The 25,271-nt window shown below is 60.9% G+C and carries 22 protein-coding genes; 12 read left to right on the forward strand and 10 right to left on the reverse strand.

Annotation, left to right across the window (positions count from 1 at the left end; genetic code table 11):
* Positions 1-40 precede the first annotated feature (40 nt).
* Both FTO60_RS11530 and FTO60_RS11535 read left to right on the forward strand, forming a co-directional pair.
* Complete coding sequence (locus FTO60_RS11530) at positions 41-781, forward strand: rhomboid family intramembrane serine protease (protein WP_148056097.1); 741 nt, start codon at positions 41-43, stop codon at positions 779-781.
* Positions 778-1,149, forward strand: coding sequence for a GFA family protein (locus FTO60_RS11535; protein ID WP_148056098.1), 372 nt, complete (start codon positions 778-780; stop codon positions 1,147-1,149). The genes FTO60_RS11530 and FTO60_RS11535 overlap by 4 nt, the downstream gene beginning before the upstream one ends.
* Here the strand turns inward: FTO60_RS11535 and FTO60_RS11540 are convergent.
* Entirely contained in the window at positions 1,146-1,940 is a 795-nt protein-coding gene (locus tag FTO60_RS11540) for an inositol monophosphatase family protein (RefSeq protein WP_148056099.1), read from the reverse strand. The genes FTO60_RS11535 and FTO60_RS11540 overlap by 4 nt on opposite strands.
* 158 nt (positions 1,941-2,098) lie before the next feature.
* Between FTO60_RS11540 and FTO60_RS11545 the strand changes: the two genes are divergently transcribed.
* Positions 2,099-4,048: a bifunctional diguanylate cyclase/phosphodiesterase gene (locus FTO60_RS11545; protein ID WP_148056100.1), complete on the forward strand. Its 1,950-nt coding sequence runs from the start codon at positions 2,099-2,101 to the stop codon at positions 4,046-4,048.
* On the opposite strand, the gene FTO60_RS11550 is transcribed toward FTO60_RS11545, so the two are convergent.
* The gene (locus FTO60_RS11550) at positions 4,045-4,950 is read right to left on the reverse strand and encodes a LysR substrate-binding domain-containing protein (protein ID WP_148056101.1); all 906 of its coding nucleotides are present in this window, start codon (positions 4,948-4,950) and stop codon (positions 4,045-4,047) included. The two genes, FTO60_RS11545 and FTO60_RS11550, sit on opposite strands and share 4 nt — an antisense overlap.
* A gap of 91 nt (positions 4,951-5,041) precedes the next feature.
* On the opposite strand from FTO60_RS11550, the gene metF reads away from it, so the two are divergent.
* Positions 5,042-5,908 (forward strand): methylenetetrahydrofolate reductase [NAD(P)H], encoded by an 867-nt coding sequence (gene metF, locus FTO60_RS11555; RefSeq protein WP_148056102.1) that lies wholly within the window; start codon positions 5,042-5,044, stop codon positions 5,906-5,908.
* Here the strand turns inward: metF and FTO60_RS11560 are convergent.
* Genes FTO60_RS11560 through FTO60_RS11570 form a run of 3 tightly spaced genes read right to left on the reverse strand, consistent with a single transcriptional unit; the run spans position 5,905 to position 10,424 of the window.
* On the reverse strand, positions 5,905-6,957 hold the full coding sequence (locus FTO60_RS11560; protein WP_148056103.1) for a DUF2235 domain-containing protein: 1,053 nt from the start codon (positions 6,955-6,957) through the stop codon (positions 5,905-5,907). The two genes, metF and FTO60_RS11560, sit on opposite strands and share 4 nt — an antisense overlap.
* Complete coding sequence (locus FTO60_RS11565; protein ID WP_148056104.1) at positions 6,944-9,250, reverse strand: xanthine dehydrogenase family protein molybdopterin-binding subunit; 2,307 nt, start codon at positions 9,248-9,250, stop codon at positions 6,944-6,946. The genes FTO60_RS11560 and FTO60_RS11565 overlap by 14 nt, the downstream gene beginning before the upstream one ends.
* A gap of 52 nt (positions 9,251-9,302) precedes the next feature.
* A complete protein-coding gene (locus FTO60_RS11570) occupies positions 9,303-10,424 on the reverse strand; it encodes a type III PLP-dependent enzyme (protein ID WP_148056105.1) in 1,122 nt (373 codons plus the stop codon).
* Positions 10,425-10,541: 117 nt separating this feature from the next.
* On the opposite strand from FTO60_RS11570, the gene FTO60_RS11575 reads away from it, so the two are divergent.
* Entirely contained in the window at positions 10,542-10,982 is a 441-nt protein-coding gene (locus tag FTO60_RS11575) for an Lrp/AsnC family transcriptional regulator (RefSeq protein ID WP_148056106.1), read from the forward strand.
* A gap of 60 nt (positions 10,983-11,042) precedes the next feature.
* The gene (locus FTO60_RS11580; RefSeq protein WP_148056107.1) at positions 11,043-14,060 is read left to right on the forward strand and encodes a valine--tRNA ligase; all 3,018 of its coding nucleotides are present in this window, start codon (positions 11,043-11,045) and stop codon (positions 14,058-14,060) included.
* 13 nt (positions 14,061-14,073) lie between these two features.
* On the opposite strand, the gene FTO60_RS11585 is transcribed toward FTO60_RS11580, so the two are convergent.
* Positions 14,074-14,238: a Tat pathway signal protein gene (locus FTO60_RS11585; RefSeq protein WP_148056108.1), complete on the reverse strand. Its 165-nt coding sequence runs from the start codon at positions 14,236-14,238 to the stop codon at positions 14,074-14,076.
* A gap of 88 nt (positions 14,239-14,326) precedes the next feature.
* Between FTO60_RS11585 and FTO60_RS11590 the strand changes: the two genes are divergently transcribed.
* Positions 14,327-15,439: a pyridoxal phosphate-dependent aminotransferase gene (locus tag FTO60_RS11590; RefSeq protein WP_148056109.1), complete on the forward strand. Its 1,113-nt coding sequence runs from the start codon at positions 14,327-14,329 to the stop codon at positions 15,437-15,439.
* Between the two features lie 172 nt (positions 15,440-15,611).
* Here FTO60_RS11590 and FTO60_RS11595 read toward each other — a convergent pair whose 3' ends face one another.
* Entirely contained in the window at positions 15,612-16,841 is a 1,230-nt protein-coding gene (locus tag FTO60_RS11595) for an alanine--glyoxylate aminotransferase family protein (RefSeq protein WP_148056110.1), read from the reverse strand.
* 131 nt (positions 16,842-16,972) lie between these two features.
* Here FTO60_RS11595 and FTO60_RS11600 point away from each other — a divergent pair, with 131 nt between their 5' ends.
* The 3 genes from FTO60_RS11600 to FTO60_RS11610 are packed head-to-tail and all read left to right on the forward strand — an operon-like array spanning position 16,973 to position 20,128.
* Complete coding sequence (locus FTO60_RS11600) at positions 16,973-17,659, forward strand: tyrosine-protein phosphatase (protein ID WP_148056111.1); 687 nt, start codon at positions 16,973-16,975, stop codon at positions 17,657-17,659.
* Entirely contained in the window at positions 17,656-19,410 is a 1,755-nt protein-coding gene (locus FTO60_RS11605; protein ID WP_148056112.1) for an ABC transporter ATP-binding protein, read from the forward strand. The genes FTO60_RS11600 and FTO60_RS11605 overlap by 4 nt, the downstream gene beginning before the upstream one ends.
* Positions 19,403-20,128: a folate-binding protein YgfZ gene (locus FTO60_RS11610; protein WP_148056113.1), complete on the forward strand. Its 726-nt coding sequence runs from the start codon at positions 19,403-19,405 to the stop codon at positions 20,126-20,128. Before FTO60_RS11605 ends, FTO60_RS11610 begins: the two co-directional genes overlap by 8 nt.
* 47 nt (positions 20,129-20,175) lie before the next feature.
* On the opposite strand, the gene efp is transcribed toward FTO60_RS11610, so the two are convergent.
* Positions 20,176-20,739: an elongation factor P gene (gene efp, locus FTO60_RS11615; protein ID WP_148056114.1), complete on the reverse strand. Its 564-nt coding sequence runs from the start codon at positions 20,737-20,739 to the stop codon at positions 20,176-20,178.
* 224 nt (positions 20,740-20,963) lie between these two features.
* On the opposite strand from efp, the gene FTO60_RS11620 reads away from it, so the two are divergent.
* Both FTO60_RS11620 and FTO60_RS11625 read left to right on the forward strand, forming a co-directional pair.
* Entirely contained in the window at positions 20,964-21,287 is a 324-nt protein-coding gene (locus FTO60_RS11620; RefSeq protein ID WP_148056115.1) for a DUF6280 family protein, read from the forward strand.
* A gap of 196 nt (positions 21,288-21,483) precedes the next feature.
* A complete protein-coding gene (locus tag FTO60_RS11625; protein ID WP_148056116.1) occupies positions 21,484-22,941 on the forward strand; it encodes a cobyric acid synthase in 1,458 nt (485 codons plus the stop codon).
* Here FTO60_RS11625 and FTO60_RS11630 read toward each other — a convergent pair.
* The gene (locus tag FTO60_RS11630) at positions 22,938-23,795 is read right to left on the reverse strand and encodes a hypothetical protein (protein WP_148056117.1); all 858 of its coding nucleotides are present in this window, start codon (positions 23,793-23,795) and stop codon (positions 22,938-22,940) included. The two genes, FTO60_RS11625 and FTO60_RS11630, sit on opposite strands and share 4 nt — an antisense overlap.
* Positions 23,796-23,870: 75 nt before the next feature.
* Positions 23,871-25,229: a TolC family outer membrane protein gene (locus FTO60_RS11635; protein ID WP_148056118.1), complete on the reverse strand. Its 1,359-nt coding sequence runs from the start codon at positions 25,227-25,229 to the stop codon at positions 23,871-23,873.
* Positions 25,230-25,271 lie beyond the last annotated feature (42 nt).

Consider the following 25,271-nt stretch of genomic DNA (forward strand, 5'->3'; position numbering starts at 1 on the left):
CCCACTTGACCACGCGCGCGCCGTGCCCGACTGTCGCGCCATGTTTCCAATTCGCGATCACAACCCGTCCCTGCGCACGCCCTACGTGACCTACGCCCTCATCACCGCCAATGTGGCGGTTTTTCTATACGGGCTGGCCGCATTGCAATCACCGCTGGCTGAACGGATGTTCCTGTTCGACTATGCGATGATCCCGCGCCTGATCAGTCAAGGTGACGGTCAACTGGGGCTACTGACCCATATGTTCATACATGGCGGCTGGATGCATATCGCCGGTAACATGCTGTTTTTATACGTCTATGGCGACAACCTCGAGGAAGAGATGGGCCATGTCGGATTCCTGCTGTTTTATCTGGGGTGCGGTCTCGTTGCGGGTTATGCGCAATACCTCATGGCCCCGACAAGCCCAATACCAATGGTCGGCGCGTCGGGCGCGATTGCCGGCGTGATGGGGGGCTATCTGTTGCTGTTCCCCAAGGCCAAGATCGATGTGCTGGTGTTCCTTCTTGTATTTATCCGCATCATTCCGATCCCCGCATTCATCATGTTGGGACTGTGGTTTGGACTGCAGCTGTTAAATGGTGTCGGCACCAGTCCGCTGGGCGGCGGCGTTGCCTACTGGGCGCATATTGGCGGCTTTGTCGCTGGTTTGGTGGCAACGGTGCCGCTGTGGTTGCGCCGTGGTGGCACCCGTTTCTGGGATCGCACCCACGGCCATCCGCCCCATCCACCAGCGCATTATCCGGTCATTTCCAGCCGTATCCCCAGGGTGCGCCGATGACAGACCTGCATGACACGTCCTGCCACTGTGGCGCGGTGCGCCTGCGGGTGAAACTGGCACAGCCCCTGTCAAAGGCCATCCGCTGCGACTGTTCGTTCTGCCGCCGCCGTCAGGCAGCCAACGTCACGGTCATGGTCGGCGACCTAGAGGTCTTGCAAGGCATTGATAATCTGACGCTTTACACCTTTGGCACCGGCACGGCGCAGCACTTTTTCTGCAAGACCTGCGGGATCTATACCCATCATCAACGCCGCTCTGATCCGCGCCAATATGGTGTGAATATCGGCACGATCAATGGCGTGAACCCACGTGAATACGAACCGATCCCCTGGGCGGACGGCATCAACCATCCATCCGATCAGACCTAGGCGCTGGCGCTGCGGATAGCCTTGGCGAACTGATCAAAGATCGGCTCGTTTGCACAGATCACCGCGCGATCATCCATGATGTCGCCGCCCTTGCGCAGCGGTTCAACCAAACCGCCCGCCTCGCGCACTATCACCAGACCGGCGGCCATGCCTGCAACGTTCACGTCACGCTCCCAGAAACCGTCAAAGCGCCCCGCCGCCATGTAAGACAGATCAAGGCTGGTGGCGCCCCAATTGCGCACGCCCGCACAGACCGGCATGATTTGCGCAAGATCGCGCAGGCTGGCGGCAAGACCCGAGCGCGCCGCATCCGGGATAGCGGTTGCAAAGACGCAGTCGATCATCCGGTGGCGGCTTGAGGTGCGCAACCGGCTTTCATTCATCCACGCGCCCTCGCCTTTTTCGGCGTAAAACATCTCGTCCTTGGAGGGGTCATAAACCACGCCGGCAACGATTTGGCCCTTGTGTTCAAGGGCGATGGACACGGCCCAATGGGGTGTGCCATGCAGGAAATTCGTCGCGCCATCAAGGGCGCTGACGATCCAGCGGCGGGTCGGGTCTTCGCCCTCGGCTTCGGCCCCGTTTTCGCCAAGATAGCCATAGGTCGGACGGGCCTCGATCAGGGCCGCGCGGATCACGGTTTCGGCCTCACGCACGGCGCGGGTGACAAAATCGGACGGACCCTTGGACGACACTTGCAGGTTTTCGACTTCGCCAAAATCCTTGACCAAAGTGCGCCCCGCTTTGCGGGCCACCTTCATCATCACGTTAAGATTTGCTGAGCCTGCCATGTGGGCCTCCCTGTGTCAGTGCGGGCGTATAGGCCGTTGACGGGCGCGCGGCAAGGGGCAGTGGCCAGCCGCAAAGAGGTCACAGAAATAACACCGTGCGTTAACGACTTATTTTGTTCGAAAGGGGCATAAAGAAGCAGGGAAAGTGTTTCAGGTTCATGTCCGCATCAAGACTCGACGATATTCGCTACCAAACGCGCATCATCGCGCAAGTGGAACGGCGCGACACACCCAAGCGGGTCGCGGCGGCCGCGCTGATCGTTGCGATCTGTTGGTATGCGGGCGCAGAACGTGCGGCCCTGACGCTTTTGATCGTGCTAACCTGCTACGAGCTGGTCTCGTTCGCCTTCGCATACTTCATGCCGCCCGAGGGTGAAGAACTGCCACTGGGCTACGTCTTTTCGCTATGGCTGGTAAATTTAACCTCGGCGCTGGCCTATCTGGCACCGTCTTTCGTGCTTGCGATGCAGCCCTCGACGGCGCTGATGCTGGTTGGGTTTATCTGGCTGTTTGGCGTTTATGTGCATGTTTCCAACACCTTCGCGGCCTTCCCGTTTTATAACTGGAGCCTGATGGGCCCGTCTTTCGTCGCCGCCTTTATCCTGCTTTACCTTGTCGCACAGACCGATTTCGAACACTCCCCACCCGCGCATTGGATCGTCGCGATGGGCGCGTTTACAGTCTATGTTTTCAACACGATTGAAACGCTCAACAAACAGAAGGACACCCAAAAGGCACTTGCCCTTGCGCGGCGCGAGGCGACGGGACGATTGCGCCGATTGGAACACCTGACGCGGCACGACAACCTGACCGGTGCTTTGAACCGGCAGGCCTTTGATGCGGATCTGGCCAAGATGCTGAAACACCGACGCGGGGGCAACGAAATCGCCGTGCTTCTGATCGATCTGGACGGGTTCAAACCGATCAACGACACCTACAGCCACGACGCCGGGGACGCGGTGCTGATCCAGATCGCAAATCGCCTGCACAAGGTCGCCGGTGAAAGTGGCATTGTCGCACGTCTGGGGGGCGATGAATTTGCCGTCGCCTTTGATGGCCTGCCTTCGGCGGACGCAGCGATGCGTCTTGCGACATACGTCGGGCGTGCGATTTCAACGCCCATGATCTGGAACCAGAAAACCCTGCGGATCGCGGGCAGCATCGGTGTGAATGTCACCGGTGCCTTGCCCAAGGGCGGGCGTGACACTGTGGGCGCGCTTTGCACCGGCGCGGATCAGGCGATGTATCGCGCCAAACACAGCCCGAATGCGGCTCCTGTGCTGTTCAAACCCGATCAGTTTACGCCACGCTTGTCCCTGTCGGATCGTGGCGCATTGATTATCGCGATTCAAAACCACGAAATCCGGCCCTACTATCAACCCAAAATCCATCTGGGCACCGGTCAGGTCGTCGGGTTCGAGGCCCTGGCGCGCTGGGTGCATCCCGACGGCGCGCTGCGTCTGCCTGCCCAATTCCTAAGCCAGATCAATGAATTGGGCCTTCAGGGTGATTTCCTGATCGAAATGGCGAAACAGGTGATGGCCGACATATCGACGCTTACCAAGACCGGCCTTGACCCCGGTCAGGTATCGATCAACGTCCCCGAAGTGACATTGGCCACACAAAGCGGTTTGGCTGATTTCGAGCGGGTCATCGCCAACCACCCCGACGCCGCCCGGCACATCACCATCGAAATCACCGAAGACGTGTTTATCGCCCGTGCCGCCGAAGCCATCCAGAATTCGGTCAAACAGTTGCGGCGCGGCGGCATGCGGGTCTCGCTTGATGATTTTGGCACCGGCTTTGCGTCGTTCCAGCACCTGCGCCAGCTTGAATTTGATGAACTCAAGATCGACAGCAGCTTCGTCGCCGATCTGGGCCGCGATCCGGCCGTGGATGTCATGGTGCAGGGCTTCTTGTCGATCGCGTCCGGCCTAGGCGTCGCCGTCATCGCCGAAGGGGTCGAAAATCAGGCGCAACGGCAGGATTTGCTGGGCATGGGCTGCATTGTCGCCCAGGGCTTCCTGTTCAGCCGCGCACTTCCATTTGACAAGGTCGCGCCGCTTTTGGATGCGCCTACCCGTACGGGCAAGGTGCTGCAAAGCTAGGCGCGCTGCATTTTCACGGCCTCTTGCCGCGCCAGCCGGATCAGATGTGCCACATAGGGGCGGCTTGTGTCATCATCCCGCGTCGCCGCGAAAAGCCGCCGTGTTGTCCCGCCCTTGGTCAGCGGGCGCGTGATATAATCCGAACTGTATTTGATCTGGCGCAGCACCCAGTCGGGTAACACCGCAACCCCACGGTTTGACGCAACCAGCAACAAGATCACGGCTGTCAGTTCCACCTGCCGGATCGCTGCCGGTTCAACCTTGGCGGGGGTCAAGAGTTGCGAAAAAATATCAAGGCGCGCGCGATCCACCGGATAGGTGATCAGGGTTTCACCACGAAAATCCTCGGCCGCGATCCAGGGTTTCGCCGCAAGCGGATGGCTGGCCGCGGCAACAAACACGGGTTCATAGTCAAACAAGGGCGTGAAATCCACATTTGCCAGATCCTCGGGGTCAGATGACACCACCAGATCGACCTCCTCCTTGCGCAGTGCCGGCAGCGCATCAAACGCAAGCCCGGGGCGAATATCGACATCGACATCAGGCCAGGCCTTGCGAAACTGTTCCAGCACCGGAAACAGCCATTCAAAACAGGCATGGCATTCGATCGCGATATGCATCCGGCCCGATTTGCCACTGACCAGCCCGTCAAATTCCGCCTCAAGGGCCGCGACTTCGGGCAGGATTCGTTCCGCCGCCGCCAAAAGCCGCATCCCCGCAGCCGACAGTTTCAGCGGCTTGGAGCGGCGCACAAACAGCTCCACCCCCGCCTGATCCTCGATCCCCTTGATCTGATGGGACAGGGCCGATTGCGTGATGTTCAGCTGATCCGCCGCATGGGACAGCCCGCCGGTATCGTGGATTGCCTTGATCGTGCGCAGATGGCGGAATTCGATGTGCATATGAGCCGCCTTCATAACCTTGGTGAAAGTTATGAATTTGTCTCACACCGCAGCGCGTGACACAAGCAGTTAACCGCCAAGGAGGCCGCATATGTCCACGCCCGCAGTTTCATTCGAATTCTTCCCGCCCAAGAACCTAGAAGGGTCGTTCCGCCTTTGGGATTGCGTCAACACGCTGGCCCCGCTGGACCCTGCGTTTGTGTCGGTCACATACGGCGCGGGCGGCGCCACGCGCAAGCTCACCCATGATGCGGTTGCCACGATCCACAAGACATCCGGCCTGAATGTTGCCGCACACCTGACCTGCGTTGACGCCTCGCGCGCCGAAACCCTCGACATTGCGCAGGGTTATGCCGATATCGGCGTGACGCAAATCATCGCCCTGCGCGGCGATGCCCCCAAGGGCAGCGATGGTTATCACCCTCACGCGGACGGCTTTCATGGCAGCATTGATTTGATTCAAGCCCTTGCCCAGACCAGCAAATTCGCGATTCACGTGGGCGCCTACCCCGAAAAACACCCCGAGTCCGCCAGCCAGCAGGCCGATATTGACCACCTGAAACGCAAGTTTGACGCGGGTGCGACCAGCGCCATCACCCAGTTTTTCTTTGAAGCCGACACATTCTTCCGGTTTCGCGATGCTTGCGTCGCGGCTGGGATCACCGCACCGATCATCCCCGGGGTTTTGCCGGTGGAAAACTGGAACGGCGCGCGCAAGTTCGCGCAAACCTGCGGCACGTCAATTCCACCCCTGATCGCCGATGCCTTTGAAAACGCCACCCGCGATGGCACGACCGATCTGCTGGCCACCGCCCTTGCGACCGAATTGTGCGATGACTTGATCATTGGCGGCGTGGATCACTTGCACTTTTACACGCTCAACCGCCCCGAACTAACCCGCGATGTCTGCCACGCCCTGGGCATCACGCCCAAGGTGCAGCTACAAAACGTGGCCTAGGCCGACTTCCTGCGCCACGTGCGGCGCGGCGCCATTTCATCGACGGATTGGTGGATTCGCTCGGAGGGGTCCGCGCCCACCACCCGTTTGCGCCGGATCAGGAACAGCTTGCTCCAGCCGCGCCATTTCCCGATTGACGGGGCATTCACATCGCAGGGAAAACGGTCGTGCCAACGGTCGGGCAAGGCAAGCCCGCAACCTTCAAGCCTTTCGAGCATCCAGACCAGCGGGATATTGGCCAAAGGACGCGAGCGCTTCAGCCCGTCCACCTGCCCGCCGACATCCCCGTGATTGCCACGAAACCAGACCTGTTCCATATGACCATCCCAGTTTGGCGGGCAAACCCACATCACCGGGCTATAGGCGGCGCGTGTTTCATCCAAAGCGACCGCGTGAAACCCGTGCGCGACAGATTTGCCCAGGGTGTGGTTGTGAAATGCGTGATGCACGACAGACCACCGCCAGATGATCGGCAAACGCAGGCCCAGCGCCTTGACGGTATCCCAGACCGCCACGGCCTCGATCGGCGCAGATGGGTGGCAAAACCGGTCGCGAAACACTTGTGATGTCGGGCTGCGCGCGCCGGTGCGATAGTGGCGATAGGCGGTGCGGATCGTGCGCGATGTTGCTTCCTCGCGTTTGACCAGCCCGACCATATCAATGACTCCCGCGAGGCTGCGCACGGCATAGGCCCCGCGCGAATATCCCACCAGCACGATCTTGTCGCCGGGGTGATAACGCGAAGCAAGAACGCCATATGCCCTTTCGATCTGGCGATTGATCCCACGCCCCGTCACGACATCCACAGTGCCGCGCCAGTCGCGCCACTGGATACCGGCCTCGTAATAGATCGACAGGTTCGCGCTATAGCCGACCTCGCGCAGCAGCTTCAAAAGCTGACCGGCGTTGGTTTCAAAGCCGTTGCGCAGCGAGGACATGGTGCCATCAAGGATAATCACATGCGTGGCTTTCCCACGGCGGGGGTGAACGCCATCCTCGGATCGTGGGCGACGGCCTAAAAGACCAAATAACCAATCACGCAGCGGCACCTTTACCCTCGCTTGCCTGTTGCAGGCTTAACCATACACGATGTGGGGTAAAGGGCATCTCAACGCCCCTGACACCGCTGTCCCACATCGCATCCTGCACGGCGTTGGCCACGGCGGCAAGCGCACCAACGGTTCCCGCCTCGCCGCAGCCTTTCATGCCCATAGGATTATAAAGGCTGGGGGTGGGTAGGTTTTCAAAACCGATCACAGGCAAATCATCAGCGCGGGGCATGGCGTAATCCATGAAACTCGCTGACAAAAGTTGCCCCGTTTCATCATAAACCACCTGTTCAGTGATGGCCTGCCCGATCCCTTGGGCGACACCGCCATGCACCTGGCCCGCGACCAGCATCGGGTTGATAAGATTGCCGAAATCGTCAACGACCGTGTAGCGCTCGACAGTCACAACACCGGTTTCAGGGTCAATTTCGACCTCTGCGACATGTGCCCCATTGGGAAACGAGCGCTGGTCAAGCGTGATCGTCGCGCTTTGGTTCAGCAAATCATCACGCCCGGCGTCCCGTGCCATCTGCGCGACCTCAAGCATGGTCGGCGTCAGGTTTGATCCGGCAATACGGAACCGTTCGTCGTCGAATGTGATATCGCCGTGTTCGACCCCTTCGACCTTGGCCAAAAACGCCGCGAAGCCGGTCGTAATCTTGTCGACAACAGCCAGGGTCGCCGTATTCTGCACGGTCACCGAACGCGACCCGCCGGTGCCGCCCCCCTTGGCGATCAGATCACTGTCGCCTTGCACAACGGCGATCCGGTCAGCGGGGATACCGGTTTGGTCGCTCAGGAACTGGGCAAAGACCGTTTCATGCCCCTGCCCATTCGACTGCGTGCCGACAAGAATCGACGCGGTGCCATCAGCGTTGAACACGACATTCGCTGTTTCCTCGGGCGCGCCAAGGATGCTTTCGATGTAGTAACACAGGCCCTGCCCGCGCAGCCTGCCCACCTTTGCCGCGGCCGCGCGCCGCGCCGCGAACCCCGTGCGATCCGCGTTTTCACCGACCCGCGTCAGGACCGCAGCAAAATCGCCCACGTCATAGGGCTGCCCCGTGGCCGAAAGATAGGGAAACTGGTCGGGGCGGATGAAATTGCGTCGCCGCAGCTCCCATGGGTCAACCCCCAGGCTGCGCGCGGCGTGGTCCATCACCCGCTCCAGCACGTATATCGCCTCGGGACGACCCGCGCCGCGATAGGCGTCGACCTGTGTGGTGTTGGTATAAACACCTTTGGTATTCATCCAGACTGTCTGTATGTCGTAGACGCCGGGCATGACCTTGGAAAACAGTTCGGACTGGATCGGCTGGGCATATTGGCTGTTGTAGGCGCCCATATTGGCAATCGTTTCAACGCGGTAGGACAGAATGCGATGATCGGTGTCCAGCGCCAGCGTGGCCGTCGATACCAGATCGCGGCCGGCATTGTCGCTTTGCATTCCTTCGCTGCGGTCCGACATCCATTTGACGGGGCGGCCCAACACGCGGGCAGCGTGGGCCACCAGAAAGGTCTCGGGATAGGCCATCGCCTTCATCCCGAAACCACCGCCCACATCGGGGTTGGTGACACGGATGTCGGCAGCATCCATGTTCAGATGATAGGCCAGATCGGATTTCGTTGCCCAAACACCCTGCCCGTTCACCGCCACATGCAAACGCTCCCCATCCGGTTCGGCATAACAGCCGCGCGGCTCCATAGCGTTGCAGATGATGCGGTTATCGGGCACTTGCAGGGCGATCAGATGGGCCGCACCTGCCTCAGCCTGTGCAACCGCTTGCGCGTCCCCCAGCCCGAAATCAAAGGCGATATTGTCGGGGGCTTGCGGATGGATTTGAGCGCCACCAACCATCGGCGTCACCTGTACAGGCAGGTCGTCAATCTCAGTCTCGACCAGTTCGGCGGCGTCGCGGGCCTGCGCCAGCGTGTCCGCTACGATAAAGGCAATCGGCTCGCCGACAAACCGCACCACATCGCGCGCCAAAAGCGGGCGCTCGGGGCGCGCGCCTTTGGTCCCGTCGATATTGCGCACGGTGGTGCTTTTCATGCCGACCCTCAGGCCCGCCTGTTCAAGGTCTGCCAAGGTCAGCACCAGATGCACACCGTCACTTTCGCGCGCATCCGCGATGGCGAGATCGGTCAACCGCCCATGCGCAACAATCGATCGCAGCACATAGCCCACCAGCGCGCCCTCGGGCGCAATATCATCTACATAGCGCCCTGCACCTGTCAGAAAACGGTGGTCTTCGACCCGCGCCACCGGTTGCGATTTGCCAAACTTTTCCAAAGCTTCTCCCTTGGGCAGACCAGGAAGAGCCTAACGCGATTGTCCGCGCTGTCTAGAGGTGGTCAACCTGCACGCACATCCGGTCACCGTAGCCGTTAAAGCGCGTGGTCACGCCCGACAGATAGGCCCCCATCGCCGCAAAGACGATCCAGTCGCCCTCGGCCAGATCGGCGGGCAAAGGCAGCAGGTCAGGCAGTTGGTCGATGCTGTCGCATGTCGGGCCAAACACCACGCGCGCGTCCGCGCGGCCACGGCGCAGGGTGCCATCCGGCGCGATTACACGGAATGTCGGCACAACCATCGACGGAAATTCCGACAGCCCGCCATAAATCCCGTCATTCAGATACACCCGGCCCGCGCGCAGGGATTTGACCTGCACACCGTAAGCGTGGCTATCCGCAACCAGCCCGCGCCCGGGTTCGCACACCAGCGCGGGGCGCTGGCCAAAGGCATCCATCGCGCCATCAATCGCATCAAAAAACGGCTGCATATCCACCGGCGCGCCATCCCGCGCCGACGGAAATCCGCCCCCAACGTTGAGCCGTGCAATCGCCACCTCCGCCTGCTGCGCGATCCGCGCCGCGGCCCGCACATAGGTGGCATAGGCCTGCGCATCGCGGCACTGCGTGCCCACATGGAATGTCAACGCCGGTGTCAGTCCGGCAGCGGCAACCTGTTGCAACAGGTCCACCGCGTCAGGTTCCTCGGCCCCGAATTTGGCGCCGAAATTATAGGCCGCACCACCGACCGGCAGCTTGAAGCGCACCGCGATTTCGTTATTGGCCACGCCAGCCGCGATCAGTTTCGCCAACTCGCCCGCGTCATCCACCGACCAGGACGCAACGCCAGCCGCAATCCCAAACGCGATTTCGTCGCGCGACCGCACAGGGTTGTTGTAATGCAGCGCCGCACGCGGGCAGAGCCGCCGGATCAGCGTGATTTCACCGGGCGAGGCCACATCGAACCCTGCGATGCCGCCCGCGCATAGGCGCCTGATCACCGCCTCGTCGGGATTGGCCTTGACCGCGTAGGTCACCATACCGTCGAACCCGGCGTGAAATTCCGCCAGCCGCGCGTCCAGTGCCGCTGGCGCGAAGAAATGCACGGGCATCATTGGATTATTCGCGGCCAGAAACCGCTGTGGTGTGGTTTGCGGGACGGTTCGTTGCTGCATCGAAACCCCTGACTTTGTTCGGTTTTCAAAATGTTAGGTGCTGTTGTCGTCAGATTATCGTGGCAGATCGCGCAAAATGACTCTGGTTTTCGCCGGAATGCCGATATGACGTGCAATATGACCGACCTTGATACAACCGACCGGCAAATCCTGTCCCTTTTGGGCAGCAACGCCCGGATGCCCGTGGCGAAACTGGCCGCGCAGCTGAAACTTGCCCGCACCACCGTGCAGGCCCGCCTTGACCGGCTGGAACGCAGCGGCACGATTGCCGGTTATACCCTGCGGCTGTCGGACGATGCGCAGGCGGGCATGATCCGGGCGACCGTGCTGATCAAGATCAAGCCATCGGCGCAAACGGCGGTGCTGACCCACCTGCGCCATCTGCCCGCCGTGGAAAAAGTACATACCACATCTGGCCGGTTTGATCTGACCTGCCAATTGCGCACCGCATCGACGTTGGAACTGGATGAAACGCTGGACAGGATCGGCGCGATAGCAGGGGTCGAAAGCTCGGAATCGCTGATCCATTTGTCCACGCGGATTGATCGCGCCGTCTGACCCTTTCCCTTGCCCGCTGCATTGGGTATTCCCCCATTCAAACCAGATGGGACAGAACCGATGCCAATGGAAAAGACATTCGATTCAGCGATTGCCGAAGGGCGTATTTACGCCGCGTGGGAGGCCGCAAACGCCTTTGCCGCAGGGGCCAATGCCAGCCGCGACGAAACGTTCTGCATCATGTTGCCCCCACCCAATGTGACCGGTTCGCTACACGTCGGTCACGCCTTCAACCACACGCTGATGGACATTCTGACCCGCTGGAAACGGATGCAGGGCTTTGACACCCTCTGGCAGCCGGGGCTGGACCACGCGGGGATCGCCACGCAGCTGATGGTGGAAAAGGAACTTGCCGACACCCAGCAACCCAAGCGGGTTGACCTGGGCCGCGAAGCATTTTTGAAAAAGGTCTGGGACTGGAAAGCCGCCAAGGGTGGCACCATCGAACAACAGGCCCGCCGTTTGGGCGACAGCATGGATTGGTCGCGCTCGGCTTTTACCATGTCGGGGGCCGAAACCGCGCCCGACACCGAAAAGGACGGCAATTTCCACGATGCCGTGATCCGCGTTTTCGTCGATATGTATGACAAGGGGCTGATCTATCGCGGCAAGCGGCTGGTCAACTGGGATCCGCATTTTGAAACGGCGATTTCCGATCTCGAGGTCGAAAACATCGAAGTCGACGGCCATATGTGGCACTTCAAATATCCGCTCGCGGGTGGTGAAACCTATGAATACGTTGAAAAAGACGCGGACGGGAACATCACCCTGCGCGAGGTCCGTGATTATATTTCCATCGCCACGACCCGCCCCGAAACCATGCTGGGGGATGGCGCGGTTGCCGTGCATCCCAGTGATGAACGCTATGCCCCCATCATCGGCAAGCTGTGCGAAATACCCGTTGGCCCTGCTGAACACCGCCGGTTGATCCCGATCATCACCGACGAATACCCCGACAAGGATTTCGGATCGGGTGCCGTGAAAATCACCGGCGCGCATGATTTCAACGACTACCAAGTCGCCAAGCGCGGCGGCATCCCGATGTATAACCTGATGGACACCAAGGGCGCGATGCGCGCCGACGGTGCCCCCTACGCCGAAGAAGCAGCCAAAGCCCAAGCCATTGCCAATGGCGAGGCTGATTTCACCGAGGCGTCCGTCGCCGCGATGAACCTCGTGCCCGACGAATACCGCGGCCTTGACCGGTTCGAGGCGCGCAAACGCGTGGTCGCCGACATTACCGCCGAAGGGCTGGCCGTGTCGACGCTTGTCAAATCCATCGACCCTGAAACCAACTCCGAACATCTGGAAAAGGTGCCATACGTCGAAAACAAGAAAATCATGCAGCCCTTTGGTGACAGATCGAAAGTGGTGATCGAACCGATGCTGACCGATCAGTGGTTCGTGGACACCGACAAGATCGTCGGCCCCGCATTGGAGTCCGTGCGTCAGGGTAATGTGAAAATCATCCCTGAATCGGGTGAAAAGGTGTTCTTTCACTGGCTTGAAAACATCGAGCCCTGGTGTATCTCGCGCCAGCTGTGGTGGGGCCACCAGATTCCGGTGTGGTATGGACCAGCCCAGGCAGCGGGCACCATTGGCGACGACGGCTTGATCGACATCGACGCGACCTACACCGCCGGCGGCAACAAGATCTTTTGCGCCGCGACCGAGGCAGAAGTGATCACAATGGCTGCCGCGCATTACGACCTGCCCGTGCGCCTTGCCTCCGATGATGACGACATCACCGACGGCGAAGAAGTCGTGCTTTACCGCGACCCAGACGTGCTCGACACATGGTTCTCCTCTGGCCTCTGGCCGTTCGGCACGCTGGGCTGGCCCGAGGACACGCCCGAATTGCACAAATACTTCCCCGGCGATGTGTTGATCACGGGGCAGGATATCCTGTTCTTCTGGGTCGCGCGGATGATGATGATGTCGCAAGCGGTGCTGCACGAAAACCCGTTCCACACGGTCTATCTTCACCAGCTCGTGCGCGACGCCAAGGGCGAGAAGATGTCAAAAACCCGTGGCAACGTCATTGACCCCCTTGATATGATTGACCTTTACGGCGCCGATGCCCTGCGCATGTCCAACGCCGCGATGGCGGCGATCGGTGGTGTGCTGAAAATCTCGGAAGACCGGATCAAGGGCTATCGCAACTTTGGCACGAAACTTTGGAACGCCTGCCGTTTTGCGGAAATGAATGAGGCCGTGGGCAGCGATGGCACGATCCCCCAGCCCAGCGCCCCCGTGAACAAATGGATCATCGGCGAGACGGGTCGCGTGCGCGAAGAGGTCGATGCCGCCCTCACCGCGTATCGTTTCAACGATGCGGCCAACGCGCTTTATGCCTTTGTCTGGGGCAAGGTCTGCGACAGGTATGTGGAACTGTCCAAGCCGCTGCTGATGGACGGGGACGCCACCGCCAAGGCCGAAACTCAGGCGACAATGGCATGGGTGCTCGACCAGTGCCTGATCCTGCTGCACCCGATCATGCCCTTCATCACCGAAGAATTGTGGGGCATCCTTGGCAGTCGCGCCAAAATGCTGGTCCACGCCGATTGGCCGACCTACACGGCAGCCGATCTGGTCGACGCCGAGGCCGACGCCGAACTGCGCTGGACCATCGCCATGATCGAAGGTGTGCGATCAGCCCGCGCGCAGATGAACGTGCCTGCAGGCTTGAAAATTCCGGTGTTGCGCCTGAACACGGACGCGGCCGCACAGGTGGCGTGGGACAACAACCAAGTGATGATCAAACGCCTTGCGCGGATTGATAGCATGACGGCTGTCGATGAAGCTCCCAAAGGCTCGCTCACCGTCGCCACACCGGGCGCGACATTCGCGCTGCCGCTGGCCGATATCATCGACGTGGACGCGGAAAAAGAACGCATCGCCAAAAGCTTGGGCAAGGTTGAAAAGGAAGCGGGCGGATTGCGGGGCCGGTTGAACAACCCCAAATTCGTGGAATCCGCGCCTGATGAAATCGTCGCCGAGGCACAGGCAAATCTGGCCCTGCGCGAAGAGGAAATCGCACAGCTATCCGCCGCCTTGGACCGTTTGAACGAAATCTAGGACTGCTGCGCGCCTAGGGCATCAATCGCTCTACGGCGCGCATCATCCCCAGCTGCTTGTCGTAAACCAGCGTCAGAATACGCCGCCCGCCCCTGCGCGTGGCCAGTGTCGGCACCGCGCGCAGCGCCACCGCCGCGCCGGTTGCCGTCAAAAAGCCGCGTCGTGTCAGTTTCGCCATTGGGAAAATCCCCCTTGTTGCGATTCATTCGCATTTAAGACTGCATTAACCTCTTTGCAAAGGGGACAAGGCGCGGTTATCTCCCCCTATGACAGATGATCCGCGCCTGACCCCGCTCGCCGCTGCCCTGCCCGCCAGCGTCCCCTTTGTTGGACCCGAAGCGCAGGAGCGCGCGCGTGGTGCCCCCTTTATCGCCCGTCTGGGTGCGAATGAATCCGTTTTCGGCCCCTCGCCCAAGGCCATCACAGCGATGAAGGCCGCAGCCAGCGATGTCTGGAAATACGCAGATCCCGAAAGCCATGATCTGCGTGTCGCCCTTGCCACCCATCACGGCATTGCGCCCGAACACATCATGATCGCCGAAGGCATCGACACGCTGTTGGGTCTGTTAGTGCGCTTGCTGGTCGGCCCGGGCGATACCGTGGTCACAAGTGCCGGGGCCTATCCGACGTTCAATTATCACGTTGCGGGCTTTGGCGGCATTCTCCACCAGATCGCCTATACCGGTGATTTCGAAGACCCCGATCACCTGACAACCAAGGCCCGCGAAGTGCGCGCCAAACTGATTTATCTGGCCAACCCCGACAATCCGATGGGCAGCGTCCATGACGCCAAAACGATCCGCCGGATGTTGAAATCCGTGCCCGATCACGCGCTTCTGGTGCTGGATGAAGCCTATATCGAATTGGCCCCCGACGACACCGCCGCCAAGATTGACCCGACCGACACGCGCGTCATCCGCATGCGCACCTTTTCCAAGGGATACGGCATGGCGGGCGCGCGGATTGGCTATGCGATTGGCCCCGCGCCGCTGATTGCCGCCTTCAACAAGGTGCGTAACCATTTCGGGATGAACCGGATATCGCAGGCGGGCGCGCTGGCGGCCCTGGCCGATCAGGACTGGCTGGAACAGGTGCGCGCCAAAGTGATCGCGGCGCGTGACCGGATCGCTGAAATCGCTGCCGACAACGGTCTGATGGCGCTGCCGTCCGCCACGAATTTCGTTGCCGTAGACTGCGGTGGGGATGGTAATTTTGCGCGCGGCGTTCTTTCTGGCCTTATTGAACGTGGTATTTTTGTCCGCATGCCCTTTGTTGCCCCGCAGGATCGCTGCATTCGCATTAGTTGCGGCACGAACGATGACCTTGATGCGCTGGCCGTTGCCCTGCCGCAGGCGCTGGCAGACGCACGTAAAAGTTAGGTGAATTTTTACGCAGCCGCGCTAATCTGACCCTGAGAGAAAGGGAAAACAGATGCGTCAGCACCCGCAAGCCGTCGAAGATTATACAAACGCCTTTTTGGTTTCTTTTGGGGTCTTGTTGTTTATGACCCTGTTGACAGTCGCGTCACTGGCCGGCGGGCTGTGGATGTTTCTAACCGCTGTGGTGATCAACCGAGTGATCACCTGGCGCGGTCGTCGCTCCTGATGCCTCCGCAATCACCTGCGTAGCTGCCGCAACCGCACCTTGACCGTGTGCGATGCCCAGCGCCTTTAGCCCTGCATCCATGCTGGCCAGCACACCCAGAACCATGTGCGCATTGACGTGCCCCATGTGGCCGATCCTGAAATAAGCATCCGCAGGCTCGCGCCCCAGTCCGATACCAAGGGTCACGCCCGCCACCTGTTCCAGCCAGGCACGCAGCCGGTCCCCGTCCGGCGCACCGATCATCACCGAGGTAACGGCATGGGACCGGCGCGCAGGATCCGCAACATTGAGCTCAAGCGGGCCACCCTGCCCCCAGACATCGCAGGCCGCCCAAACGGCGCGGGCCAGCACCGCGTGCCGGTGCCAGACGTTTTCCAAGCCCTCTTCCTTGATCATATCAAGGGCGGCGCGCAGCCCGAAAAGATGATGCGTCGGCGCCGTGCCATCGAAATGCTGCCAATACCCGTCGGGATTGACGCGCGGCGCCCAATCCCAATAACGGCTGACGCGGGGCATCTGCGCGCGCGCGGCGGCGGCCTTATCATTGAACCACACGAATCCCAGTCCCGGCGGCGTCATCAGCCCCTTTTGGCTGGCGGCGATGGTCACATCCACGCCCCAGGCGTCCATCTCGAAACGGTCGCAGCCCAGTGAAGCGATGCAGTCGGCCATCAGCAATGCGCCGTGGCCCGTGGCATCCATCACATCACGCAAACCCTTGATATCATTCTTGATACCTGTCGACGTATCGACAAACACCGCCAGAATCGCCTTGATCCGCCCGCCCTTGTCGGCGGCCAGGGTCTGTTCCACCTTGGCCAAATCAAACGCGTCCCGTTGGCCAAAGTCGTGCGTTTGCACGCTCACGCCCAAGCCCTCTGCCATTTCCGCCCAGCCGTGGCCAAACCGCCCCGTCGCCAGCACCAGAACCGTATCGCCGGGGGCCACGACGTTGCTTAGCGCTGCTTCCCAGGCCCCATGCCCGTTGGCGATATAGATCGCGACATGGTGATCGGTGCGGGCCACCGCGCGCAGGTCCGGCAGGATCGTGGCCGTCATGTCAAGCAATTCGCCCGTATAGATATTGGGCGCGGCGCGGTGCATCGCGTTCAACACGCGTTCGGGCATCACCGAGGGGCCGGGAATAGCCAGATAGGGGCGGCCATTGGATAGCATAACGTCCTCGCTCAGGGGATTACTGCGGCGACATTACCCCCGCGTTGTCAGAGGTCAATCACTTGCCTTGCTTGCCCTTGCACCCCATTTGCGACTAGACCCGCATAAGCGCCACAGGAGCCCCGCCAAGAATGCTGCAAAGCCTGCTACACAAGATCAACAGGTGGGAACGCAACCTGCACCATTCGTTCGGCACGGATATCACCGACCCGCGCGAACGGCGTAAATCGCGCTGGCATTACCACCTGTTTGATCACGGGTTTCTGCGCGCCTTCTGGACCAATTTCGATCAGGTCGCTGACGGCGTCTATCGCTCGAACCAGCCCGATCACAGGCGCCTTGAAAAGGCCCGCGATTTGGGGGTCAAGGCAGTCCTGAACCTGCGCGGACCCAGCAAACACGCGCATTATCTGTTTGAACGCGAAAGCTGTGCGGCCCTCGGATTGACATTGGTCGATATCCACTTCGATGCACGCAAGGCACCGCCACGCGACAACCTACTGGAACTGCTGGGTGTTTTTGACAAGATCGACCGCCCCTTCCTGATGCACTGCAAATCTGGCGCGGATCGTGCCGGGCTGGCCAGCGCGCTTTATCTGCTAGACCAAACCGGCGCGGATCTGGCGGACGCGCGTGACCAACTGTCGTTCAAATACCTGCACCTGCGCGGATCACAGACCGGCGTGCTGGATCAGGTACTGGACGACTACGCGGTCAGCAATGCCGCCACCCCGATCAGCATCCGCGACTGGATCACCACGCAGTATGACCCCGCCACCACCAGCGCGAATTTCGCGGCCAAACGGGGCAAGGCATGACGCAAACCCGCGACAAAAAGACAAACCTGTTCGGCTGGCTTTGGCGCAATTATCTGCGCCAGCACTGGCGGTGGCTTGCGGCTGCGACCGTCTTGATGGCGCTCGAAGGGTCGATGCTGGGCCTGTTGGCCGCGATCATGCAGCCGATGTTTGACCAGATATTTATTCAAGGCAGCACCAACGCCCTGTGGTGGGTTGGCATCGGAATTCTGGTGATTTTCACGACCCGCGCTCTCAGTTCCGTGGGCCAGCGGGTGATCCTGAAACGGGTGTCGGAAAAATCCGCGGCCGAAATGCGCGCGACCTTGTTACGCCACCTGATGGGGCTGGACGGTGCGTTTCATCAAACAAATCCGCCCGGCTATCTGATCGAGCGGGTGCAGGGCGACGTCGCTGCGCTTGGGGCCGTCTGGACCGGGCTGATCACCGGGTTGGGGCGCGATGTGGTGGCCGTGATCTGGCTGTTCGGTGTCGCGCTGTTCGTTGACTGGCGCTGGACGATGGTTGCGCTGATCGGCATCCCGTTGCTGGTGCTGCCATCGCTCTTGGCCCAAGGCTATGTGCGCCGCAAGGCCGCTGCCGCGCGCGAAATTGCCGGCCGCATGTCCACCCGTCTGGACGAGGTGTTTCACGGCATTAATCCCATCAAGCTGAACGCCCTCGAAGACTATCAGGCGCGCCGCTATGATGCCCTGATCGACGCGCGCGTCCAGGCCGAGGTCAAAGCCGCGCTTGGTCAGGCGACGATCCCCGGCCTGATCGACATCATGACCGGTGTCGGCTTCTTTGGGGTGTTGCTTTATGGCGGGTCCGAAATCATCGCCGGTGAAAAGACCGTGGGCGAATTCATGGCGTTTTTCACGGCAATGGCGCTGGCGTTTGAACCGCTGCGCCGTCTGGGCAATATCAGCGGCTTGTGGCAGGCGGCGGCGGCAGCGATCGAACGGGTCCTGGCCCTGTTTCAAACGCAATCAACTCTTAGAATCGCCGCCGCCCCCGTCGCACCTCCGACAACCGCGCCAGAAATCACGCTGCACGATGTTCAGCTCGCCTATGATGACCTGCCGGTGTTGCGTGGCGCGAGCTTTACCGCCGATGCCGGCAAAACCACCGCCCTCGTTGGCGCATCTGGCGCAGGAAAAAGCACCATTTTCAATGTGTTGACCCGATTGGTTGAACCGCAATCGGGTGGTGCCGATATCGCTGGGACCGACATTGCGCAGATGGAGGTTGGCGCCCTGCGCGGTCTGTTTTCTGTAGTGACCCAAGACGCCGCCCTGTTCGACGAAACCTTGCGCGACAACATCTTGCTAGGCCGCACCGATGTTGACCCTGCACAGCTCAACGATGTGCTTGAGGCAGCGCATGTGGCCGATTTCCTGCCCAACCTGCCCGCCGGTCTGGACAGCCCCGCAGGCCCGCGCGGATCAAACCTGTCGGGCGGTCAGCGCCAGCGCGTGGCCATCGCCCGCGCCCTGCTGCGTGACACGCCGATCCTGTTGCTGGACGAAGCGACAAGCGCGCTTGATACCAAATCCGAAGCCATCGTGCAGGCCGCCCTCGAAAAGCTGTCCAAGGGGCGCACGACCCTTGTGATCGCGCATCGCCTGTCAACGATCCGCAACGCCGACAAGATCGTCGTCATGGATCAGGGCCGTGTCGTTGACGAAGGCACCCACGATGACCTGCTGGCGCGCGGCGGACTTTATGCCGACCTTTACAACATGCAATTTCGGGATCGCGATGACTGAGCGCACCATTCTTGCCCTCACGGGCACTGACCGCACGGAGTTCCTGCAAGGGCTGGTGACAAACGACATCCGCCGCGCCGGGCTGGTCTACGGCGCGCTTTTGACACCGCAGGGCAAATATATCGCCGATTTCTTCACACTAGCGCAGCAGGATCGCATCCTGATCGACGTGGCCGCCAGCCATGCCCCTGCCCTTGCCCAACGCCTGACCATGTATCGCCTGCGCGCCGATGTGCAGATTGGGGAAACGGGGTTGATCGTCTCGCGTGGCACCGGTGAACGCCCCGGTGATGCCTTGGCTGATCCGCGCCACCCCGCCCTTGGCTGGCGTAGCTATGGCGACGCTGACCTTAGTGACGATACCGATTGGGACGCCCTGCGCGTGGCCCACTGCATCCCCGAAACCGGCGTTGAACTGACCTCCGACACCTATATCCTCGAGGCCGGATTCGAACGCCTGCACGGCATAGATTTTCGCAAAGGCTGCTACGTTGGCCAGGAAATCGCCGCCCGCATGAAGCACAAGACCGAATTGCGCAAAGGGCTGCGCACCGTTGCAATCAACGGCACGGCCCCAATCGGCACCGACATTATGGCAGGCGACATGCCTGCGGGCACCCTGTTCACCCAAAGCGGCGATCAGGCCATCGCCTACTTGCGTTTTGATCGTGCGGTCGGTGCTATGGCGGCGCAGGACGCGACAATCACGTTGCCCTGACGCAAAAGGCCGCCCCAAGGCGGCCCTTTCCCGAATGTCCGAACCGCCTAGGCGCGTTCGGCGTATTCCATCGTTTCCGTGTTGACGATAATCGCCTCGTCCTGCCCGACAAAGGGCGGCACCATGACCTTGACGCCATTGTCGAGCACGGCAGGTTTAAAGCTGTTGGCCGCAGTCTGGCCCTTCACCACAGGCTCGGTCTCGACAACGGTGCAGGTGACTTTTTGCGGCAAACGCACGCTCAATGCCTCGGACTCGTGGTATTCAACCACAGCCGTCATGCCGTCTTGCAGGAACGGGCGGCGATCACCCAGCAATTCGGCGGGCAATTCGATCTGATCAAAGGTTTCGGTGTCCATGAAGGTCAGCATCCCGTCGGATTCAAACAGGAACTGCTGGTCTTTCTGTTCAAGGCGCACCCGCTCGACTTTGTCGGCGCTGCGGAAGCGTTCATTCAGCTTGGAACCATTGCGCAGGTTGCGCAGTTCCACCTGTGCAAAGGCGCCGCCTTTGCCGGGTTTCACGTGATCCACTTTGACAGCGGCCCACAGACCACCGTTGTGGTCAAGGACGTTGCCGATTTTGATTTCGTTACCGTTGATTTTGGGCATGGTGCAATTGTGTCAAATTCTTGTCAAAAGGTTGATAGAAGCTTGTCCGAGCCTATATCTCGGGGACGTGGGGGCTGCAAGACAACTATATACGGGCCGGATGGAAACAATTCTATGCACTGGGTGCATAGGTGGTATGCAAATACTGCTTCCCCGAATCGGGCAGAGTGTTGCATATTGCCCTTCATGCCAAAGATGCAAGACTAATAACAAAAGGAAGCGCAATGAGAGATTTCGTTGACGGAACAGCCTTTAACAACGAGCAAGGCAACCGTGCGCGCAAACTGTTTGCTGCCGTCGTTTTGGCGGCGCTTGATGATGCAATTGCGGACGACAAGAAATATGGCAACGGCCCCGAACAGATCGCCCGCTGGGCGCGGTCGCGCGATGGTCGCGAAGTGTTGTCCTGTGCCGGGATCGACCCGAACGAACGTGTCGTCACCGGCCTGATGGATTTTGTTGGCAAGGGTGTGCGCACCTCTGTCGCCCTTTCGCGGGAAGAGAGCGAGCGGCGTCACGCTGCCGAACTGGAAGCGCAAGCCGCTTAACGCCCTCCTGCATCCTGACCCCCAAGCCTGTTGGGAGCGTCATGAAAACGCGGTCCTCTGCTCGGGGCCGCGTTTTTCGTTTCCGGGACGCAGGTCAGACGGCTACCGGAACGCGGAAGGTCAAAAATGATCGTGGGTGCGTTCATGGTCTTCCCACGCCCGACCTGCGCCCCTAGAACACTGGACAAGGGGGCATATGGCCAAGGCAATCATGATCCAAGGGGCCGGCTCGAATGTCGGGAAATCCATGCTCGTCGCGGGGCTGGCACGGGCCGCCGTGCGACGCGGGTTGTCCGTCGCCCCGTTCAAGCCGCAAAACATGTCCAACAACGCCGCCGTCACGGCAGACGGGGGCGAGATTGGCCGCGCACAGGCCCTGCAGGCGCGCGCCTGCCGGTTGGACCCGCTGATCGATATGAACCCTGTGCTGCTGAAACCGGAAACGGAGGTGGGCGCGCAGGTAATCGTGCAGGGCAAGCGCTTTGCCACCCTGCGCGCGCGCGACTACGGCAAGATGAAAGCGACCCTCATGCCGCATGTGCTGGACAGTTTTCGCCGTCTGGCCGCCGCCCACGATCTGGTCATCATTGAGGGCGCCGGCAGCCCCGCCGAAGTCAATCTGCGCGCCGGGGATATCGCCAACATGGGCTTTGCCGACGCGGCAGATGTGCCGGTGATTCTGATCGGCGACATCGACCGTGGCGGCGTGATTGCGCAGCTTGTCGGCACCGATGTGATCCTGCCCACAGCGGACCGCGCCCGTATCAAAGGCTTTGCAATCAACAAGTTCCGTGGCGATCCGACCCTGTTTGACGCAGGCATGGACATCATCGCCGACCGCACAGGCTGGCAACCACTGGGTATTTGCCCGTGGTTTGCCGATGCGTGGAAACTGCCCGCCGAGGATGTGATGGATGTGGCCAGCCGCAAGGGCGGCCCCGTCAAGATCGCCGTGCCACGCCTGAACCGGATCGCGAATTTCGACGACCTTGATCCGCTTGCCGCCATGGCCGAGGTCAGCGTCGAGATCATCGAGGCCGGACGCCCCCTGCCCGCCGATGCCGATCTGATCCTGATCCCCGGGAGTAAATCCACGATCGCCGACCTTGCGCATTTGCGCGCCCAAGGCTGGGACATTGATCTGGCCGCCCATATCCGACGTGGCGGGCATGTTTTGGGGATTTGTGGCGGCTATCAGATGCTGGGCAAACAGATCATCGACGCCGACGGAATCGAAGGCACGCCCGCACGCGTTGCCGGATTGGGCCATCTGGATATCGTGACCGAGATGAAGCCGCAAAAGCGCCTTGCCCTGACGGATGCCACTTATCTGCCAACGGGCGACCCTGTCAGCGGATATGAAATTCACATCGGCGAAACGACCGGACCGGATCGCGCGCGTGCATGGCTAGATGTGGCAGGTCGCAGCGAGGGCGCCGCCAGCGCCAACGGACAGGTGCGCGGCTGTTACCTGCACGGGTTGTTCACGTCCGATGCGTTTCGCACGGCCTATCTGGCAGGCTTGGGTGCGCAGGTTCAAACGATTGATTACGGTGCAGGGGTTGATGCCACGCTGGAGGCGCTCGCCGATCATCTGGAACAGCATCTGGATGTCGCGGGCCTCCTGGCCCTCGCAGGCCCGGTGCGCGTCTAGTCGAAGTCCTGCGACGACAGGATGCGGTGGATTTCGCGGCGCACAAGCTTGCGCACGTTACGGGTGATCCTTTCGCCCATCGTGCCCTGCAATTCCTGCCGCACGATATCGGTAACCAGATCGCGCAGCATGTCTTCGTCCATCATGCCATCGTCATCGAGATAGGCGTTCAGGACCGCATCGTCGTCATCACTGCTCAGGTCGACATCTTCGCTTGCGTAATCGTCTTCGTCGCGGTGGTGCTGGAACGGGATGTCCGACACATCTTGGGCGTCCGTTGTATCGGCGCGCACCCGCGAGGTTGACCCCGGCCAAACGACCGCTTCGATTTCTTCACTGCCATTGTCGGGCTCGAAATCGTCATCGGGTCCGACTGCGGCTTCGAGTTCGGCAATCGTGGCTTCGAGCGTAGAACGATCCGGGGGATCAGCTGTTTCGACACTGTCAGGCGTCGCGGCGTTGTCAGTTTCAGGGGCCTGTTGGGCGGCTGACGCACTTGGCGTTTCCCAAAGCAATTCTGCCGAAGCGGCCACTTCGGCGATTTCACCTGCCTGATCGTCGTCTTGGTGATCTTCGTCAACTGTGGCGGGACTTGCCGCAACGTCCACGCTTGCATCCTCGGCAGGGGACGGCGCGACGTCATCGTCCTCGGCCACGCGAAACGCGGGCGTCAGCACCAGACGATCAGGCGTCGTCGCCTCGCCGTCGGGGGCATCGGGCGCAGCTTCGGCGGTGCCTTCCGCCTCGGTCTCGGCGTTCGAATCGCGCGCGCGCGACTTGTCGCCATCGCTGACGAGCCTGCGGATAGAGGATAAAACATCCTCAATTTCAACATTTGTTACCGGATCGGACATTGTTCATCCTGCTTGAGCCTCACCCTGACTGTAACGCCTTGCGCGCGGTCTGCCAACCGATAGCAGGGATTTGAGCTATTCTCCGAGCGCGCGCAGCACACGATCAAGGGCGCGACCCTGTTCGGACAGGGCGGCGGGTGCCTCATCCACCAGCTTGTAATAGGCTGACGGGTCATAGGTTTGCACGGCCAGCCCAAGGTGTTGCGCATTCAAAAGGCCCATCGCGGCGAGTACCGAATAGGTCGCGACAACCTCGTCCGACTGGGCGGAAATCATGCTGGCCTGTGCGTCGAGCAATTCCTGTTCGGCGTTCAGCACATCCAGGGTCGTGCGTGCACCTAGGGTCGCCTCTTCGCGCACACCTTGAAAGGCCACGCGGGCGGCACGGATCTGGCGATCAAAGGCATCGCGGCTGGCACGGGCCACGGCCAAAAGGGCATAGGCATTGCCAACCTGCTGTTCGACCGCGGCGCGGGTTATGTGCAATCCGGCGCGTTCCGCGTCACGGCGGGCCATTTGCTGGCGAATCTGGCTGGCAAGCCGACCACCGGCGTAAATCGGGCCACTGACGGTGACACCGACGCTTTCGGTCGCCTCCCCGTCGGACACGGCAACGCGGCCGTTCAGGTTCACGCTCGGACCAGTCGCTGCTTCGGCGCGGCGGATATTCAGTTCGGCGGCGGACACGCGGTGCTGCTGGCCCAGCAAATCGGGGTGGTTGCGCACGGCAAAGGCACGCGCGGCGGCCAGGTCATAGGATAGCGGCGCGGGCGCGGCAGGTTGCAGATTGTCGGGGCGGCGCCCCACAACGGCATTAAATTCCTCGGAGGCCTGAACAAGGCTCCCCTCGGCGGCGGACAAAAGGCTTCGCGCAGCGGCAAGGCGCGCCTCGGCCAGGGCCACATCGGTGCGCGTCACCTCGCCCACATCAAAGCGATCCTGGGCGGCCCGAAACTCCTGCGTGATCACCCGCACGTTGTTCTGGCGCAGGCTTAGAAATTCGACGGCACTACGCACGTTGACATAGGCCTGCACCGTGCGCAGCAGCACCTGCTGTTCCACGCTCATCAGGGTCTGGCGGGTCGCCAGCACCAGTTCCTTTTGCGCCTCGGTCGCGAAATTTGAGGCACCACCGTCGTAAATCAGCAAGTCAGCGGAAATCTGATAGGAGTTTGTCAGAGAATCCGCACCCGACGACGGGCTGCCGGTATATTGCGCCGAAGCCGCCCAGCTGATCACCGGCCGCAAGGCCGCCAGCGATTGCGCGACATCTTCGTCAGCGGCCCGCAAAAGGGCGCGGTTCTGGTCCAGAAGGCCACTGTTTTCATAGGCATCCGCCAATGCATCAGCGAGCGTTTCCGCTGTCGCAACAAGGGGTGCCAAAAGAACCGACGAGGCAAGACAAATTGCCGAGATTGCGTGGCGTAGACCCATAGCAGGTATCCCTAACCGTTTGTAATAACTTCAAAACGCAGC

This window comes from Octadecabacter sp. SW4 (assembly GCF_008065155.1).
GTDB lineage: Bacteria > Pseudomonadota > Alphaproteobacteria > Rhodobacterales > Rhodobacteraceae > SW4.